The sequence below is a fragment of the Vibrio sp. RM-41-2B genome (assembly GCF_024744415.1).
Classification (GTDB): domain Bacteria; phylum Pseudomonadota; class Gammaproteobacteria; order Enterobacterales; family Vibrionaceae; genus Vibrio; species Vibrio diabolicus.
Map to the genome: position 1 here is coordinate 61,018 of NZ_JAMQWD010000032.1, position 19,396 is coordinate 80,413.

The window sequence follows — 19,396 nt, forward strand, 5'->3', positions numbered from 1 at the left end:
TTCCCTCTAATTCTATTCCTGAATGACAACCAAATCATCGCGATGAATCACCTCAGAGCCATAATCATGACCCAAAATAGAGATGATATCTTTACTGTGCTTACCAGTAATTTTAGTTAGGTCATCACTTGAGTAGGCGCTAATGCCACGAGCCACCAACTTACCGTGAGAATTTGTTATACGCGCCACTTCGCCTCGTGCAAAGTCACCACTTACTTTGATTACCCCTTTAGCAAGTAAGCTACTGCCCTTACCGACCACTGCATTTACCGCACCATCATCAATAATGATGTCGCCCGATGCCGCAGGTCCCGCCAGAATCCAGCGTTTACGGTTTTCTAAAGCTTCAGCGCAAGGTAGGAAGCGTGTGCCTTGTGGCTCTGCGCTCAAAGAGTCAAAGATAACATTCGGTGCACTACCGGCAGCAATAATAACCTCGATACCAGCGCGGCGAGCGATGTCTGCGGCTTGCAGCTTCGTTGCCATACCGCCTGTACCCAATGTTGTACCACTTCCTCCTGCGATTTTACGCAGCGTATCATCGATGGTTTTTACTTCCTTGATCAGCTCTGCGTTCGGGTCTTTACGAGGGTCAGCAGTAAACAGACCTTTTTGGTCAGTTAAAAGCAAGAGCTTATCTGCGCCACACAAAATGCCCACCAAAGCGGAAAGGTTGTCGTTATCGCCCACTTTAATCTCACTGGTCGCAACGGCATCATTTTCGTTTACGATAGGAATAATATCGTTCGCAACGAGCGCATTGATGGTGTCACGTGCGTTTAGGAATCGCTCGCGATCTTCTAAATCAGCACGAGTTAGTAGCATTTGGCCGATCTTGATGCCGTAAATACCAAACAAAGACTCCCATGTTTGAATCAAGCGACTTTGCCCCACCGCCGCAAGTAATTGTTTACTCGCCATCTCGTTGGGCAATGCGGGGTAACCAAGATGCTCACGGCCTGCTGCAATAGCACCAGACGAAACCATTACCACTGAATGGCCTTGTTTTTTAAGCTCAGCACACTGGCGCGCTAACTCAACCATGTGAGCACGGTCGAGTGCCAGAGTGCCGCCTGTCAGCACACTTGTACCCAGTTTCACAACGACAGTTTGTGGTTGTGAAACAACTGCATTTTGTTGATTCGTTGTCATGATGTCTTCTGAAGTGAAAAACAAATAAAGAGAGGATGTTTTAACAATCAAAGAGGGAATTAACAAGAGAAAAGGTGCGTTTTCGCACCTTTTTGTTTGGTATTAAATGAAAACAACCAAATTAAGCGAAATCGAAAGACTCCGTGTGATATTCGACTTCTAATTTGAAGTGTTCTTCTAAAGTATCAACCAGCTTTTGATGGAATGTGCTCTGCGTCAGATACACTTCCTCTACCGCTTTTTTAGGCAGGGCTTCAGATACCCATTGCCCTTCTTTGTTGTACTTGCCGATATGATATTTGGCAGTAAAGCCTCCTTCGATGGATTCTAAATCCATCCACCAGCCCCAAAATTCTCGCTTCTCAGGCGATTTTTTGTCGTCTACACAAACAGATAGACAATCAAAATAATAGCGCCCTTCTTGCGATTGTGGTTCGCGCAGGTAAGGCCCTATCGCCTTCAACTTTGACATCAAGCGAAAGTGAGTCGGGCCCTGAGTCGTCTCTGACATATGAATCTCCGTTTTCATAGTTAAAAGTAAACACCCAAGAATGATTATTATTTTTAATTATCATGAGCTTATTTTTTGCTCAGATATATCACTTTTAACTAATTTAGGAGAATTGTCACCCTAATAATTCATCTTCTAGCCACTTTATGGCTAAATCGAGGGATTGCTCATATCCTTTTGTAATCGTTTTGGAACTGATTTTTTTCGCTCTGCCATACTGGCTAAACAGCGCGACGAGTTGGTTATCACTGTGTGGAGACACCGGATCGCCTTCAAGGCTCAAAGCTAAAATAGGTACTTTGGTTTTTCTACTGCTCAAGAAGCCCTGAACCTTCAATGACCAGGCCATCATCTGGCCCGCCATGCTATTAATATCAACCGCGCTTTTCCCTAAGCGAGAAGCCAAAAGATCTAAGTACATCTTCGGCATTTTTTGCAGCTTCTCAGGGGAAGTAAAAATATCATGTACGGGTGCGCCGAGGGCTACACAAGCTTTGATCTTCTCTTGCTCAACAAAAGAGAGTCGGATCATGGCATTACCACCAAAACGAAATCCAACTAACCCCACTTTGTGATGATCCACCCAAGGCAATGAATACAGCTCATTTAGTACCGCTTGGTGCAGACAGCTTGAGTTCTCCGTCAAAGGCCAATGAGAACTGTGCCCTACCGAAGGCATGTCAACCGTCAACATCGCAATATCTCGTGGTGCAAGATGATTGCGGAACAAACGCCACATGTCGGTTTGTAACGTATCGAGACCAGCGCTCACCATCACCACAGGCAGTTGTTTGTCGGTTCTTGGCAAATGAAGGTTCGCGATGATTTTGCGATTTTGGTAAGGCACTTCAATTTGCTTGATGGTGTACTTGGTCTTCTCTGCGCCGTCAGAGTACGCTTTGTTTGCCAGCACTTGAGCCTGCAAGGCCAAATTATCATTCTTCAGATGTGGGTAGCCTGCGATACTAAAACACAAAGAAGCAGTGAAGAGTTCATCGGCGGCCTCCTCACCTTGCATTTCATTTGAACGCTTCTGATGCTCCATGCCGAGCTTAATCCACTCAAATGTCCAGTTGCCGTTGTGGTATCCCATTACGGTGTCTAACCAATCATCATTGGTTCGAGAGTGGGAAGAAGAAGCGATTTTAGAAAGCACACCTTCCATCTCTATCGGAGACAACCCTTGCCAAGCCCATTGCAAGCGGCGCAAATGACGATACCAAGCACGATCACCCTGCGCCTCTCGCTCATCAAGTATTTTTTGACTGGTCGGCATGTACTGGGTAAGCGCAGAGGTTTCTTTTGCTTGCTTATGTTTCACGAACAAAGTTTCGGAAAGATTTTTACTGACGTCTTCAGACATAGGAAGAACCTTAGGCTATTAGCATGAGTTGTTATAATAATAAAAAAAAAGCCCCTATACAGGGGCATTTCTCAATATTCTTTAATAGCGTTTATTTTTGCTTGCGGTTTACAGGCTCAGCGTACTGGATTGACATATCCCAAGGTTGTTCAATCCAAGTGTCTTGCGCGATATCTACCACATAATCATCTAGCAACGCTTTGCCTGAAGGTTTTGCACACACAGCGATCATCTTCGCTTTTGGATACATCTCACGTAGTTTGCGCGCCGTATCACCACTGTCTACTAGGTCTTCAACGATTAGGTAACCCTCACCATCGCCTTCAGGTGCTTTTAGTACCGTCATATCGCGCTGATGATCATGGTCGTAGCTTGAAATACAGATTGTATCAACGTAACGAATACCCAGTTCACGAGCCAAGATAGCGCCAGGAACCAAACCACCGCGGCTTACCGCCCAAATCCCTTTCCATTGCTCAGCTGGCATTTGTTTTTCAGCCAGTTCACGGCAGTAAGTCTGCATTGCATCCCAAGTGATAATGAATTTTTTACTCATTGTAATAACCTAATAATTTGAAAATATGCATCCTCAAAATCTAGCGAACTCACTCAAAAGCGGAATGCTCACTGACCTCTCCAAAACGTATGGAGATGAGGATTTCAAGCTGCGCAAACGATTATTCTACCGAAACACACCGCTAATACCAACGGTGATATCAAAATTCTCTGCCTATTCCGCAGAAAAACCGTCTTAAGTGAACAACGTGAAAATAGAAAAAGCCAGCGTGAATAAATCCACACTGGCTTTTTGCTCGAGAAATTAACCGACGAGGTATTTGACGATGAAGATGGCAGACATCACCCACACACTCATCGACACTTCACGGCCCTTGCCGCTGAATAATTTGATCGCCGAGTACGCGATAAAGCCTAACGTAATACCCTCTGCAATCGAGAACGTTAATGGCATTACCAAACAAGTCACAACAACTGGTGATGCTTCCGTTAGGTCACGCCAATCAATGCTTACCAGCCCAGACAGCATCAAAATCGCGACATAGAACAGAGCGCCCGATGTTGCATAAGCAGGGATCATTCCTGCTAGTGGTGAAAACAATAGAGCAAGTAGGAAGAGCACACCAACAACCACTGCTGTTAGACCAGTACGACCACCAGCCGCCACACCAGAAACACTCTCAATGTAAGATGTGGTGTTTGAGGTACCAAGTAGTGCACCTACTGACGTTGCTGTTGAGTCTGCAAGTAACGCTTTGTTTAAACGCGGGATGTTGCCATTCTCATCCGTGAGGCCTGCTTTTTGAGAAACACCAACTAGCGTACCTGCGGTATCAAACAAATCGACAAATAGGAAAGCGAACACAACGGAAATCATGCCAACTTCAAACAAGCCAGAGAAATCCAGTTGCATGAAAGTGGGTGCAATGCTTGGTGGCATAGACATAATGCCGCTCCACTGCACATCACCAAATAGAAGGCCAAGCGCTGTAACACCAAGAATGGCGATCATCACCGCACCTTTCACACCACGGTGAACAAGCGCGATAGTAAGGAAGAAACCAATTGCAGCCAATACAGATGGCAATGATGTGATGTCTCCCATAGAAACTAATGTCGCAGGGTTATCAACGACGATGCCTGCATTTTTTAATGCGATAAATGCTAAGAAAAGACCGATACCGGCTGAAATACCAGTTCGAAGAGAATGCGGGATCGAGTTAATAATCCACTCACGGATCTTAAATATACTCAAAAGAATAAACAGCAGGCCTGAAACAAACACCGCCGCTAACGCAACTTGCCACGTATAGCCCATTCCCAACACAACAGAGTAAGTGAAAAATGCGTTCAGCCCCATTCCTGGTGCTTGTGCAATTGGGTAGTTGGCAACAAATCCCATGATGAAACAGCCGATAGCGGCCGCAAGACAAGTTGCAACAAAAATGGCACCACGGTCCATACCGGTATCCGACAGGATCGCTGGGTTTACAAAAATAATGTAAGCCATAGTTAGGAAGGTGGTAACACCTGCAATGATCTCAGTGCGCACATTTGTGCCATTGTCACTGAGCTTAAAAAGCCTCTCGAGCATGATCGAATCCTGTAAAGGTAAAAAGTAAACGGTTGCGTAATCGATTGGCGGGAATTATAAAGTTATCAAATAGCAAATTCTAGATAGAATCTTCACTCTAATGCGATTTTTTTCTTTGGATATGAAACCCATTCGCTAATTTTTAAAAGCAAAACAGGAAATATATTCTTGTAAAACAACAATTAATAATTATCGCTCAGAACCCAACAACAGAATAAAAACTGAACAATGTACTAAACTTTCAAATAGAAACTGGGCGTTTTAAGCGTCATATCTAGGTGGATTTGACGGGAAAATCGATAAAACTGAAGAACGGAGAATAGAATCCAGCCTTGATGGCAGAAAATGTGTCAGAAAGAGAAAGTGGAGATAAAAAAACGCCACCCAATTTGGGTGGCGGCGAATCATGTCAGCACTATCACTGAAAAAAAATTCCAATTTATAGGGGTGAACAAACTGTTCGAGTCACATGCGTTGACTTCACTTAGTAGCCAAAGCTTGTTGGGTATACAAAGTTGCCGGTGTAAACAGACTTGCTATTCCAGAACATTGTACTTGGTAAACCTTTCATAACTATCACCTTTTAAATCAATTAAACATTCGTTGATTTCTCAGTTCCTTGGAGGCGATAAAACGGACTCATCCTTTGAGCATTTCATTCTTCTCTCAGAAGCTGGTTACAAATATACCACCAAGAAATTTAATTACAAGCATTTTAGTGATTGAAATCACAAAAAATGTATAAATTGACCTTCATCAAAGTTTAAATGTAATTAAATTACAGTTTTGTGAATTAAAAAATAAAGCCACTTTCAGAATGTATGATAAAGAACACATAGTGCCTGTTATTGTGTTCACAAACTGTGACAGTTCTGAGAGAAATCCTTGTGCACGCGACTACTCGTACTCCTTATCTGGTGGTATGCTAAACGGCAATTTGAAGCCAAATCGTCTAGCATTTAATGCTATTTTGACAATATTTTTACGGTATATATTTGGCAAAGCACATCAAAAGGAGTCCTCCGTGTCTGAGTTCCATTCTGAGATCAGTACCTTATCACCTGCTCCACTTTGGCAGTTTTTCGATAAGATTTGTTCTATCCCTCACCCATCTAAACATGAAGAAGCATTAGCACAGTACATTATCAACTGGGCAACAGAGCAAGGCTTTGACGTTCGCCGTGATCCAACCGGTAACGTGTTCATCAAAAAGCCCGCGACACCTGGAATGGAAAATAAGAAGGCTGTTGTACTTCAAGCACACATCGACATGGTGCCGCAGAAAAACGAAGACACCGAACACGACTTCACCAAAGATCCAATCCAACCTTACATCGATGGCGAATGGGTAACGGCGAAAGGCACGACGCTTGGTGCAGATAACGGGATTGGTATGGCTTCTTGCCTTGCTGTATTGGCATCTAAAGACATTAAGCACGGTCCACTCGAAGTTCTGCTTACGATTGATGAAGAAGCAGGCATGACTGGCGCATTTGGTCTTGAGGCTGGTTGGTTAGAAGGTGAGATCCTTCTAAACACAGACTCTGAACAAGAAGGCGAAGTCTACATGGGTTGCGCCGGTGGTGTTGATGGCACCATGACTTTCGATATTTCTCGAGAAACAACACCTGCAGGTTTCGTAACACGCCAACTGACGCTGAAAGGCCTAAAAGGTGGTCACTCAGGTTGTGACATTCACACAGGTCGCGGCAATGCCAACAAATTACTTGGTCGTTTCCTCGCGGGTCATGCGCAAGAGCTTGATTTACGTTTGGTAGAATTCCGTGGTGGTAGCTTACGTAATGCAATCCCTCGCGAAGCGTTTGTCACTGTCGCGCTTCCTGCTGAAAACCAAGACAAGCTTGCTGAGCTGTTCAACCACTACACTGAGCTGCTTAAAACTGAACTGGGTAAAATCGAAACAGGTATCGTAACCTTTAATGAATTGCTCGCTACTGACGCGCAAGTATTTTCAATCGCCGATCAGCAACGCTTCATTGCCGCACTTAACGCATGCCAAAATGGCGTCATGCGCATGAGCGACGAAATTGAAGGTGTGGTCGAAACGTCACTGAACGTTGGCGTGATCACTACTGAAGAAAACAAGGTGACAGTTCTGTGTCTGATTCGCTCTTTGATTGACTCTGGCCGCAGCCAAGTTGAGAGTATGCTACGTTCAATTGCTGAATTAGCAGGCGCACAAATTCAGTTCTCAGGAGCTTACCCTGGCTGGAAGCCAGATGCAGATTCCGAGATCATGGCAATTTTCCGTGATATGTATGAAGGCATTTACGGTCATAAGCCGAACATCATGGTCATCCATGCTGGTCTTGAGTGTGGCCTGTTTAAAGAACCATACCCACACATGGATATGGTGTCTTTCGGTCCAACAATTAAATTCCCTCACTCACCAGATGAGAAAGTGAAGATTGATACCGTTCAGCTGTACTGGGACCAAATGGTAGCGCTTCTAGAGGCAATTCCAGAGAAAGCGTAATTCAACCACGAAAAACGACAAAGGGTGCTTTACGGCACCCTTTTTTGTTTGGCTGGACCAAATTACACGCGATTTTGCGTATAAGCAGCTAGCTCATCCATTGAGGTTTGTGCAACGACTTCGCCATCAATGTAGTAAGTGACAAACTCACCATCACGCACACCCATGAGTGTCGCCTTCTCGCCGTTATTGTAAGTAATATCCATTTGAACAGTATTCTCATCGATTTGCTGCATTCGACCCTGCTCAATAACACGGTTATTCGCTAACGGTGCAATTGGCGCCGTCGTTAACGATTTATCTAACTGGTGGTTTACATCGATGTAAGTATCCATCTTTGTATCGAAGATATGTGGCTTACCATTTAAAGGGTTCTTACCCGTCCAAAACTCTAGAGAGTTAAACACGATGTAGTCCGCTGCGATTGCGACACCATAAACAGGTGCTAAAAGCATGTTTAGACCACCTCGAGCGTAACGGTTATCTACAGCTTTCAAGTTAAACCCCATGACATAACCTGTCACGGCATTACTGCCAACGCAACCTGAAAGTGAAACTGCTACAGCAGTCAATGCACCAATTTTAGCAATTGCCTTTTTCATCAAAACCTCTAGTTAGAAATGTTAGACCTCAAATTCGGCGCGGATATTATCGGATAAAAAGTAGGGTTAAAAGTCCGTTTTTTTGTCCTTCATTATCAGTATTATTTTTAATACAGTCACATTTTTTAAGCCTATGATTGCTCTTCCTTCTGTACCTCTCGTTATGTATTAAACTGATAGAAAAGATCATATTGAAAACAAAAACTTCACACATGTTGAGGTTTCGCGCATGACGATTAAAGTAATTTGTCGTGTCCTTAATGAGAATGATTAGTGCGATTTTGCAGCAATTGTTACATTGCTGATAACGCATTTGACAGAGATGGTTTATGGCCAGAAGTAAAAAAAGCAAAGTGTTTGAGCTCTTAGGGCATCAAATACAACCAGGACAACGATTAGAGATCGAATTTGAAGCAGCGAAGCTATACACACATTCGCCTTTATCTATTCCTGTGGAAATCATCCATGGGAAACAAGAAGGGCCTGTGTTAATGGTCAATGCTGCTATCCATGGTGATGAGCTTAATGGCGTAGAAATCGTTCGTCAGATCATTAACCAACTGGATCCACAAAAACTGAAAGGCACTGTCATTGCAGTACCTATCGTTAACGTTTTTGGTTTCATCCATAAATCACGGTACTTGCCCGATCGACGAGATCTCAACCGTTGCTTTCCTGGCAGTGAAAAAGGCGCGCTTGCATCTCGAATGGCACACGGGTTCTTTAACAACATTGCCAAGCGTTGTGACTACATCTTGGATCTGCACACCGGAGCCATTCACCGCACGAACCTGCCACAGATTCGCGCAAACTTAAGCAACCCAGAAACTCTGCGTATTGCTCAGGCGTTTGCTACGCCAGTAATTGTTGATTCAGCATTGCGTGATGGCTCTTTACGCAGTGAAGCAGAAAAATGTGATATCCCCGTGCTCACCTACGAGGCTGGCGAAGCATTGCGTTTTGATCCACTGTCAATCAGCGCTGGTGTACTCGGGGTTCGGCGCGTAATGCAAGCCATTGGCATGTTGCGCGCTAGCCGAAAAAAGCTGCCTGAGCCTATCATAGCGAAGTCCACCAGCTGGGTTCGTGCGTCAGGTAACGGTATTTTGCGTACTGTCGTTAATCTGGGAGACAAAGTGGAACAGGGTGAAACTCTCGCCTATATCAGCTCTCCTCTTGGACATGATGAGGTAGAGCTCAAAGCGCCTAAGCGTGGCTTGGTGATCGGTCAACAAACTTTGCCACTGGTTAATGAAGGCGATGCGATCTTCCACCTTGCTTACTTCAACCAAGGTGATGATTCGGTAGAACAAGCCGTTGAAAGTTACATTGAAGGACTGACCGAGTTCGATGTCGAGCCACTGACTACCGGACAGATCCCGTTAGAAACTCAGTAATTCCTACCAAGTACGCACTTGATTAGCTCGAAAGGAGCAACAGTGCTCGCACCATTTTGTTTAAAAGCCAATGAGCTCAGCGTCCATGATGCTGGGCTTTTTGTTTTCTGTAAGCTAACGATACTCATCGTAGTTTCCACGAATGGATAAAAAACTTTACAAGCCATCGCAAAAACACATTTGATAATTAATCTCATTATCATTTATTAATCGTAATAATGTTCTTATAATCCGAGATTCATAAAAACACTATAAATCATCAATATGAAACGATTAAAAAGTCATCCATTCAAAGTAAATCTCATTTCACTGACTTTGCTCTTCCCTCTTTATTCATATGCCGAGACAACGCCAAATGAAGAGCTCGAAGTCATCGGTGTGCGTTATGCCAAACCCATCACCGTTGCTGAGCCTGCGCAAACCACCATTAATTGGTCAGAGATTGAAGAGCAACAGTACTCCAATTTTGCCTCAATGATCGATGCCGTTCCGGGCGCATCATTAGATGGCGGCGGCCGTTCCGGCGGCGAACGTATTAATATTCGTGGTTTTGATGATCCAAGCGATATCGCCGTATTTGTCGATGGCGCTCCAATTGGCTTTCAACAATACCGCTACGGAACTTTCTTTTTTGATCCGTTCTTGATTGGTGAAGCAGAAATTATCAAGGGCGCGCACGACTATCGAGCACTCAACGGAAAGTTTGGTGGCTCAATTCGTATTAAAACCAAGAGTGTCGATGACCTACTGTACGGCAATAGAAACTTTGGTGCTCGCATCTCAAGTGCATATAACACCAACGGCGATGAGAATGCCTACACGCTAACACTCTATGGTAAAAACGATGCTGGTTTTTATTTTCTAGCGAATGGCTCTGTAAAAGATTCTGATGACATTAAAGTCGGTGGTGGTGAAACGCTGGATTACTCAGGTTACGAGCAAGAAAACATGCTCGTAAAAGTCGGTTATGAAAACAACGATCACGAGTTTGAAATTAGCCACACTCGCTACAAAGATGAAGGTCGTAAACCTTGGGCTAACCGCCGCGGAAAAATGCCTAACATCACTGAGTACAACATCAAGAAATACGGATCATTAGAAAAAGCCAAATACGCATACACCGTCGATAATAAATACACGGATAACACCACGACCATCTCTTACCACTACATGCCGACTAACCCGTATATTGATTTCAATATCAAAATGGCACGTTCTGAAAACGATCGTCACTGGGTTCGCCCTGACGTGGCATTCGAGAAAATGTTCGTGTCTGTTGGCAGTTATGGTCACGAGTCTTGGCTGAGTTACGAGCGTGACTATGCTGATGTGTTTAACCAAGCGCAATTCGGAGACCACACTCTAGTCACTGGGCTTCAATATCAAAAAACCGATAGAGACTCGTTAGTATTCAACGCATCATACGACAGTAATGAAGCCAAAAACTACGGTTGGTACACCCCTTACTACGAACCATCTGGCACTCAGTCAATTTATGCCGCTTACATTGCTGATCACTATCAAGCAACAGACCGCCTAACAATCACACCTTCTCTGCGTTACGAATACATCAAGAGTGAAGGAAAAGGGAACGCAGCGCCGGATTATAATGATCCAGCTGCCGGACATGACTACGGTGAAACGACGCATAAAGGCTTTAGCCCACGTTTGGATATCGACTTTGATGCGACCAATAATACGCGTTTAAACGCCTCCTACGCCTACGCTTTAAAAGCACCAACCGTTGATAACATCTACTCAGTGCAATATGCGCGAGCTACCGCTACGGCTACTGCTTTGAATCTGGACGTGTCTCGTATCCATGCTTATCAAGCAAGCGTTATCAACTTAACGGAAGGGCTAGTGAACTCTCGCGATAACCTCGCAACAGAGTTAACTATGTTCTATAACGATGTTAGCGACACCGTTGATATACGAACGGGCGAAAACCTCGACAAAAATACTACTGAGTTACAAAGCTGGAATACAAACCTAGATGGCTTTAAAAACTACGGCTTTGAGCTAATTTCACAATACCGGATTGAAGATTTCTACAGTAATTTCTCAGCAAGTTACATTCGCGGCAAAAACAAAGGTAGCCTATCTGACTCTACAGGTTCAGATGATGATCATCCTGATGTACCGCCATTAAACATTAATCTGGGTTTAGGTTACGAATGGATTCCTGGTTTACGTACTGGCTGGGAAGTCCGTTGGTATGATGCGCAAACCAAAACCAAGGCAAGCGGTAACAATTTAAAAGTGAAATCGCCAAGTGAGCAATACACGCTACAAAACGCTTACGTGGTTTGGGAAATACAACAAGTCGAAGGCTTGAGCGTTGGCGCGGTTGTGAAAAACTTAACTGATCGTTACTACGAAGCATACCTGTCTAATGGCGTGCCTTCGCCTGGTCGCGAAGTCAAACTGCACCTCACTTATCAATACTAACCATACCTAAAAGATGCAGGGCAGACATTAACTGCCCTGTTATATCGTATCCAATGGCCATAATTGCACGCCGTTTTATTTATCAGTATTATCATTTCCTTTTGCTTGCATACACATTATGAACAATCTAAAAACACGGCTTCTTCTGATTTGCCTCTTCCCTGTAGGTAGCCTAGCGCAAGCTTCTGAGAACATTGCAGACTACTTACAAGAACAAAGCAGGCACCAAGTTTCAGAAGATTTTTACGCACAGCCAACAACAAATAATCTGAATCTAGACGCCAAAACAAACGCGTTAACTTGGCACGAAGATGGTAAGCCGGATCACTGTCGTTACGCCAAGCAGCCCAAAGACGTCGCAACACATTTCGACTACGGTGAAGCAAACGATCTATCTGACGGCTTACAACACTTTGATTTACCAGAGAGACATTCTGCAAAGGTCAAATCAACACATCGCACTTATGCTAATAACCCTCACCTTCTTCCTGGCAATAAACAATTTGCAGCCCCTGAAGACGGTACGTTTAGCCTGTCCGTATCGTCGGATTGTTTTTAAGTCGATACAATAAAAAATGCCCTGAGACAAAGCTCAGGGCATTTTCACTTTTTGTTTGATGGGTGACGTAACCATCTCACCGACTTGAATCTATTCTTCGTCAGCGTCTACTTCAGCGTCACGTGCTTTGCGGGCTTCTTCTTTACGAACTTTTGCCGCTAGTTGTTCTGCTTCACGCTCTTGACGTTGCGCTGCTTTACGCTCGTTACGAACCACTTGGTTTTGGATAAAACTAGCCAGTTCTTGTTCAGCCCAAGCTTGTGCTTTCTCTTCGCTGTCAAAGCCAGTTTCACGCTTTGATACTACAGTCTTACGAGATGTCACTTGGCGAGTGATTTCTGCGCTCCAGCCGTTACGTTTTTCAGTGACGCGGATAGCAAATTTTGGATTCTTAGACATTTCTTTCATTTCCTAAGGGATTTAGGGATCAATCAGGGATTCGGTCAACTTGATAACTCCATCTAAGCTGAGCTGTTTAACACCATCCCTTGGTAAGCGCGGTATTAGAGCATAAAAGTAATCTAAACGCTGCAAGTTTTTTACGCGAGATAATAGATGACAAAGAAGAGGCAGAACAAAGCAACGTTTAGCCTAGTCACGAGAAAGAGCGACGAAGAAAAAGAGCAATAAGAAAAAAGAAAGCGCTGGTCTCTCAATCAACGCTTTACTTAAGCTAGATTAACCTTTGGTTAATTAACCGATATTCTTACGTGCATTTTGGAACATACGCATCCAAGCACCATTTTCACCCCAACCTTCCGGAGCCCAAGAGTTTGCAACTGTGCGGAATACACGCTCTGGGTGAGGCATCATGATAGTTACGCGACCGTCTGCTGTTGTTAAACCGGTAATCGCGTTTGGCGAACCGTTCGGGTTGTTCGGGTATTGTTGTGTTGGGTTACCGAGGTTATCCACGTAACGAACCGCAACCGTACCTGATGCCTCGATCGCTGCTAGGTGCTCTGCATCACGTACTTCTACACGCCCTTCTCCGTGGGAAACCGCGATTGGCATGCGCGAACCTGCCATACCGTCGAAGAATACAGAATCAGATTTCTGAACTTCAACTAGGCTAAAGCGCGCTTCAAAACGCTCAGATTCGTTACGAACAAAACGTGGCCACAAGTCTGCACCCGGGATCAGCTCTTTCAGGTTAGAAAGCATCTGACAACCGTTACATACACCTAAAGAGAACGTCTCTTTACGGTTAAAGAAGGCTTGGAACTGTTCACGAGCTTGTGCGTTAAACAGGATAGACTTAGCCCAACCCTCACCCGCACCTAGTACGTCGCCGTAAGAGAAGCCACCACAAGCTACTAGGCCATGGTATTCATCCAGTACCGCTTGACCCGTTAGGATATCGCTCATATGGATGTCGGTTGCCTCAAAGCCTGCGCGGTCAAACGCTGCTGCCATTTCAACGTGGGAGTTAACACCCTGCTCACGTAGAATCGCCATCTTAGGTTTAGCACCTTTCGCAATGTACGGTGCTGCAACGTCTTCATTTACGTCGAAGCTGAGCTTAACGTTTAGACCCGGGTCAGAGTTGTCTTTCTTAGCTTCGTGCTCTTGGTCAGCACACGCTGGGTTATCACGTAGACCTTGCATCTTATGCGTTGTTTCAGCCCAGATAACGCGTAGTTCGGTACGTGAACGTTCAAGCACAACTGCATCACCAGAAGTGATAATAAAGTCGTCTGAAGCTTCAACAGAACCAATCACATGTGAACATGCCTCTAAACCGTTTGCCGCCAGAGTAGATAGAACTGAATCCAGATCATCATTCTTAACTTGAACAACCGCACCTAGCTCTTCGTTAAATAGAACGGCTAGCGCATCATCACCCAGCTCTGCGATGTTCGCTTTTACGCCACAATGACCCGCGAACGCCATCTCAGCCAGTGTAACAAACAGACCACCGTCGCCTTTATCGTGGTAAGCCACTAGCTTGTCATCACGTACTAACGCTTGCATTGCATCAAAGAAGCCTTTTAGCTGCTCAGCGTTATCTACGTCAGCAGGTTTGTCACCCAGCTGTTTGTATACTTGTGCCAATGCTGTCGCACCTAAGCGGTTTTTGCCGTTACCCAAGTCAACAAGAACTAGAGAAGTATCGCCGTTGTCAGTGCGTAGTTGTGGAGTCACGGTCTTACGTACGTCTTCCACACGACCAAATGCCGTGATAACTAGCGACAGTGGAGAAGTGACTTCTTTATTCTCGCCGTTCTCTTCCCACTTGGTTTTCATCGACATGGAGTCTTTACCAACTGGGATCGTCAAACCTAATGCAGGACAGAGCTCTTCACCCACCGCTTTGACTGCTTCATAAAGACCTGCATCTTCACCTGGGTGACCCGCTGGCGACATCCAGTTCGCAGACAGTTTAATGTGTTTAATATCACCGATGTCTGTTGCCGCAATGTTCGTTAGTGACTCACCAACCGCTAGGCGAGCCGATGCACCAAAGTCTAGTAATGCCACTGGCGTGCGCTCACCCATCGACATTGCTTCGCCGTGGTAAGTGTCATAGCTTGCCGCTGTTACTGCACAGTTTGCTACTGGTACCTGCCAAGGGCCAACCATTTGATCACGAGCAACCAGACCCGTTACTGTTCGGTCACCGATAGTAATTAGGAATGTTTTTTCTGCAACCGCTGGAAGACGAAGTACGCGATCCACCGCTTCATTAAGCTCAATACCATCACGAACAATGGCAGGGCTTTCCACTTTTAGTGTGGTTGCGTCACGGTGCATCTTCGGTGGCTTACCAAGTAGGATATCCATTGGCATATCGATTGGCGTATTGTCGAAGTGAGAATCTTCTAACGTTAGATGACGCTCTTCTGTCGCCACACCCACCACTGCATACGGTGCGCGTTCACGCTTACAGATTGCGTCGAATGCTTCCATGTTTTCTGGCGCTACCGCTAGAACGTAACGTTCCTGTGATTCGTTACACCAGATTTCCAGTGGGCTCATGCCCGGCTCATCGTTTGGTACATCGCGTAATTGGAACTTACCGCCACGCTCACCGTCGTCGACAAGTTCAGGCAATGCGTTAGAGATACCGCCTGCACCCACATCGTGGATAAATGCGATTGGGTTGTCGTCGCCTAACTGCCAACAACGGTCGATCACTTCCTGACAGCGACGTTCCATCTCTGGGTTTTCACGCTGTACTGACGCGAAGTCCAGATCTTCTGCTGACTGACCAGATGCCATGGAAGATGCCGCACCACCACCAAGACCGATGTTCATTGCCGGACCACCAAGTACGATTAGGCTCGCACCCACAGGGATCTCTTTCTTCTGTACGTGTTCATCGCGGATGTTACCCATACCACCAGCAATCATGATTGGTTTGTGGTAACCACGGATTTCTTCACCCGCATGAGAAGTGACTTTTTCTTCGTAAGTACGGAAGTAACCCAATAGATTTGGACGACCAAATTCGTTGTTGAATGCCGCGCCTCCTAGAGGACCTTCAAGCATGATGTCTAACGCATTCACAATACGACCCGGCTTGCCGAAGTCGGTTTCCCATGGCTGTTCAAAACCAGGAATACGTAAGTTAGAGGTTGTAAAACCAACCAGACCCGCTTTTGGCTTACCGCCGATACCCGTCGCGCCTTCGTCACGGATTTCACCGCCTGAGCCAGTCGATGCGCCCGGCCATGGAGAGATTGCCGTTGGGTGGTTGTGCGTTTCTACCTTCATCAAGATGTGCGTATCTTCATGGTGGTACGTGTATTGACGAGATTTAGGGTCAGGGAAGAAACGCCCCGCTTTAGAACCTGTCATAACGGCTGCGTTGTCTTTGTATGCAGACAGCACATAGTCAGGTGTCGTTTCAAAAGTGTTTTTGATCATTTTGAACAAAGACTTAGGTTGATCTACCCCGTCGATAGTCCAATCTGCGTTAAAAATTTTGTGGCGACAATGCTCTGAGTTCGCCTGAGCAAACATCATCAATTCAATGTCGTTTGGGTTACGCCCAAGCTTAGTAAAGTTCTCTACCAAGTAATCAATTTCATCTTCTGCGAGTGCCAAGCCAAGGGAAGCGTTTGCCTCTTCAAGCGCAAGACGACCGCCAGCTAAGATATCAACATGTGCGACAGGCTTAGGCTCTGCAACAGTAAATAATGCTGATGCGGCTTCAAATTCTGTGAATACTGTTTCCATCATGCGGTCGTGAATTAACGCTTTAACAGCGCCAACTTGAGCTTCTGATAGAACAACTGAAGATTCGACATAATAAGCCGTACCGCGCTCTAGACGTTTCACTTTATCCAAGCCACAGTTAACAGCGATATCGGTAGATTTAGAAGACCAAGGCGAGATAGTGCCTGGACGAGGCGTAACAAGAAGTAGAAGACCTTCTGGCTCATGCTCTTCGATGGTTGGGCCGTAAGTTAGTAACTTTTCAAGTTTTTCTAACTCTTGGTCATCAAGGTCAGACTTTAGATCGGCAAAGTGCATAAACTCGGCATAAATGCCAGTTACAGGCAGATCTTGTTCACGACAAAGTTCCAGTAGTTTATTAACACGAAACTCAGAAAGAGCTGGGGAGCCACGCAAAATTCTCATGTGCTTAGGTCTCTTATGCAATTGATTAAGGTGATATTGGAATAAATTCAGACACTTAAAATAAGCCCTGTCGAACCTATGCCGATTCCACCTCGTCATTGCGAGCGCATTATATAGCAATTGTTTTTGTGATGTAACACCAAAAGCAACCGTTTGCGTCATTTTTTTTGTCAAATTTGAATTACGACTAAAATGTCGATAAAACACACAATGTCACGCTATAAGTGTGTGATTCACTTTGCCCCATGAGCTCGCTTTGATATAAAGGCAAATAGAAATTTCCTAAGATGTACCTATTAATGCAAATAAGCCAGCTCAACCGACTCAAGCGCAGCGCCCTAATTTTTGTTTCTGTGCTACTACTCTCTGCCTGCCAGATTGAGTCGGAACCCAAAAGTGAATTCGAAAAGATTCAGGAACGTGGCGTGCTTCGTGTTGGCACGCTAAACAATCAGCTTTCCTATTATATTGGTCCCGATGGTCCCGCTGGGTTGGATTACGAATTGGCGCGTCAGTTTGCGGAGCAGCTCGGCGTCAAGCTCGAGATTAAACCTGCCTTTCGTCAAGCCGAGCTTTTTCCTGCTCTTAAGAAAGGAGATATTGATCTCATCGCCACGGGCTTAAATCAAACATCACAAGCGGTAAAACGCTTTAGACCGGGCCCTGCTTACTATTATGTAAGCCAACAAGTTGTGTATAAAAAGGGGCAACTTCGACCACGTGATATCGAACAGCTGATTGAATACCAAGCATCGAAAGACAGCGAATCTGACGAAGATACAAATGCAGGCGCACAAACATTAAAGATCGTCGAACAATCGCAATATGTTCCGACCCTAACCGCATTAAAGAAGCAATACCCAGAGCTACAGTTTGAAATTGTTGGCGATGCTGATACGAGAGACTTACTTAAATATGTATCCACTGGTGAGTTGCGTTTTACTGTGACTGACTCTGTAGAACTTTCCCTAGCTCAGCGCCTTTACCCCGATCTTGCGCTCGCGTTTGAACTTACAGAAGATCAACCAGTATCGTGGTTTACTCGACGCTCTGAAGACGAAAGTTTGTATGCGATGCTGATAGAGTTTTTCGGTAACATTAAACAATCAGGAGAACTGTCCACTCTCGAAGAGAAGTACATTGGTCATATTGAAGCATTTGACTACGTTGATACTCGCGCATTCATTCGAGCTCTGGATGACAAATTGCCTAAGTGGGCACCTTTATTCCAAAAGTACAGCGAAGAGTTCGACTGGCGCTTAATTGCAGCATTGGCGTATCAAGAATCACACTGGAAGCCAGCAGCAAAATCGCCAACAGGTGTTAGAGGGATGATGATGCTTACTCTGCCAACAGCGAAAAGCGTTGGGGTAACAAACCGTTTAGACCCTGAGCAATCTGTTCGTGGTGGTGTCGAGTACTTACGTCGCATTGTAGGTCGCGTGCCTGATAGCATCAACGAGCATGAAAAAATATGGTTTGCCCTGGCTTCATACAACATTGGCTATGGCCACATGATGGACGCACGACGACTTACTAAAGCGCAAGGTGGCGATCCAAACGCTTGGGCGGATGTAAAAGACAGATTGCCTTTACTGCGTCAGAAGCGTTACTACAGTCAAACTCGCTATGGGTACGCCAGAGGTGATGAAGCGCGTAATTACGTAGAAAATATTCGACGTTACTACCAATCCATCATTGGTCATGTCAGCCAAAGACCAGCGATTGATGAGAATAGCGATGACTTGCAAGTTATCCCGCCGCTCAACCCTGACATTTTGATATCAGGAGCAGTAGAGACCGTTGTAGAGCAAATATCTGGCGCTTCTGACGTCACGGTTGAAGAAGACACCGAACAAGAAAGCCCTGAAGAATAGACCCGCTGTAAACTAAAAAATGACGAGCCCATGAGCTCGTCATTTTTGTTGAGTCCTAGCGAAAACTTATCTAGAATCCCAGACTCTGCGTGACACCAACCACACTCAACCATTCCTTTGGTTGGTCGCCTTTTTTTCACCGTTAGTTAAACTGATTGCTTCGCAACCACACGGTTTAGCTCACTGATGAAGCGGCGCTTTCGGCTACACTCGGCCGAAGTAACGTCACTCCTATTATTAAGTATCGTATTGAAATTGTTTGCTGGCTCTGTGCAATACAGAAGTCAAAT

Annotated in this window: 13 protein-coding genes; 5 read left to right on the forward strand and 8 right to left on the reverse strand. The window is 45.1% G+C overall.

The features are described from left to right. Positions 1 to 12: 12 nt before the first annotated feature. From proB to NB463_RS16480, 5 genes are all read right to left on the reverse strand, one after another. The gene (proB, locus tag NB463_RS16460) at positions 13 to 1,152 is read right to left on the reverse strand and encodes a glutamate 5-kinase (RefSeq protein WP_145474374.1); all 1,140 of its coding nucleotides are present in this window, start codon (positions 1,150 to 1,152) and stop codon (positions 13 to 15) included. Between the two features lie 121 nt (positions 1,153 to 1,273). Beyond that, on the reverse strand, positions 1,274 to 1,663 hold the full coding sequence (gene crl / locus NB463_RS16465; RefSeq protein ID WP_005391414.1) for a sigma factor-binding protein Crl: 390 nt from the start codon (positions 1,661 to 1,663) through the stop codon (positions 1,274 to 1,276). A gap of 115 nt (positions 1,664 to 1,778) precedes the next feature. After that, positions 1,779 to 3,026, reverse strand: a complete 1,248-nt coding sequence (gene frsA / locus NB463_RS16470; protein WP_005391416.1) for an esterase FrsA — start codon at positions 3,024 to 3,026, stop codon at positions 1,779 to 1,781. A 91-nt stretch (positions 3,027 to 3,117) separates the two neighbouring features. Then, positions 3,118 to 3,582 (reverse strand): oxytetracycline resistance phosphoribosyltransferase domain-containing protein Tet(34), encoded by a 465-nt coding sequence (tet(34), locus tag NB463_RS16475; RefSeq protein ID WP_005391418.1) that lies wholly within the window; start codon positions 3,580 to 3,582, stop codon positions 3,118 to 3,120. 264 nt (positions 3,583 to 3,846) lie between these two features. Continuing rightward, positions 3,847 to 5,136: an NCS2 family permease gene (locus tag NB463_RS16480; protein ID WP_258431810.1), complete on the reverse strand. Its 1,290-nt coding sequence runs from the start codon at positions 5,134 to 5,136 to the stop codon at positions 3,847 to 3,849. Between the two features lie 1,024 nt (positions 5,137 to 6,160). Between NB463_RS16480 and NB463_RS16485 the strand changes: the two genes are divergently transcribed. Beyond that, positions 6,161 to 7,633 carry an aminoacyl-histidine dipeptidase gene (locus NB463_RS16485; RefSeq protein ID WP_047010161.1) on the forward strand — a complete coding sequence of 491 codons (1,473 nt, stop codon included), beginning with the start codon at positions 6,161 to 6,163 and terminating at the stop codon, positions 7,631 to 7,633. A gap of 62 nt (positions 7,634 to 7,695) precedes the next feature. Here the strand turns inward: NB463_RS16485 and NB463_RS16490 are convergent, their stop codons facing one another. Then, on the reverse strand, positions 7,696 to 8,235 hold the full coding sequence (locus NB463_RS16490) for a DUF3332 domain-containing protein (protein ID WP_047010162.1): 540 nt from the start codon (positions 8,233 to 8,235) through the stop codon (positions 7,696 to 7,698). Between the two features lie 329 nt (positions 8,236 to 8,564). On the opposite strand from NB463_RS16490, the gene NB463_RS16495 reads away from it, so the two are divergent. The 3 genes from NB463_RS16495 to NB463_RS16505 all read left to right on the forward strand — a co-directional run bounded on the left by NB463_RS16495 (position 8,565) and on the right by NB463_RS16505 (position 12,642). Then, positions 8,565 to 9,632: a succinylglutamate desuccinylase/aspartoacylase family protein gene (locus NB463_RS16495; RefSeq protein WP_005391426.1), complete on the forward strand. Its 1,068-nt coding sequence runs from the start codon at positions 8,565 to 8,567 to the stop codon at positions 9,630 to 9,632. A gap of 264 nt (positions 9,633 to 9,896) precedes the next feature. Then, positions 9,897 to 12,083 carry a TonB-dependent receptor domain-containing protein gene (locus tag NB463_RS16500; protein ID WP_258431812.1) on the forward strand — a complete coding sequence of 729 codons (2,187 nt, stop codon included), beginning with the start codon at positions 9,897 to 9,899 and terminating at the stop codon, positions 12,081 to 12,083. A gap of 118 nt (positions 12,084 to 12,201) precedes the next feature. Beyond that, a complete protein-coding gene (locus NB463_RS16505) occupies positions 12,202 to 12,642 on the forward strand; it encodes a DNA-directed RNA polymerase subunit beta (protein ID WP_145474378.1) in 441 nt (146 codons plus the stop codon). A 90-nt stretch (positions 12,643 to 12,732) separates the two neighbouring features. Here NB463_RS16505 and NB463_RS16510 read toward each other — a convergent pair whose 3' ends face one another. Together NB463_RS16510 and purL are read right to left on the reverse strand one after the other, a co-directional pair. Beyond that, entirely contained in the window at positions 12,733 to 13,041 is a 309-nt protein-coding gene (locus NB463_RS16510) for a DUF3622 domain-containing protein (RefSeq protein ID WP_145474379.1), read from the reverse strand. Positions 13,042 to 13,335: 294 nt separating this feature from the next. Continuing rightward, positions 13,336 to 17,229: a phosphoribosylformylglycinamidine synthase gene (purL, locus tag NB463_RS16515; RefSeq protein ID WP_258431813.1), complete on the reverse strand. Its 3,894-nt coding sequence runs from the start codon at positions 17,227 to 17,229 to the stop codon at positions 13,336 to 13,338. Positions 17,230 to 17,528: 299 nt separating this feature from the next. Between purL and mltF the strand changes: the two genes are divergently transcribed. After that, a complete protein-coding gene (mltF, locus tag NB463_RS16520) occupies positions 17,529 to 19,106 on the forward strand; it encodes a membrane-bound lytic murein transglycosylase MltF (protein WP_182033352.1) in 1,578 nt (525 codons plus the stop codon). The last annotated feature ends 290 nt before the right edge of the window (positions 19,107 to 19,396 follow it).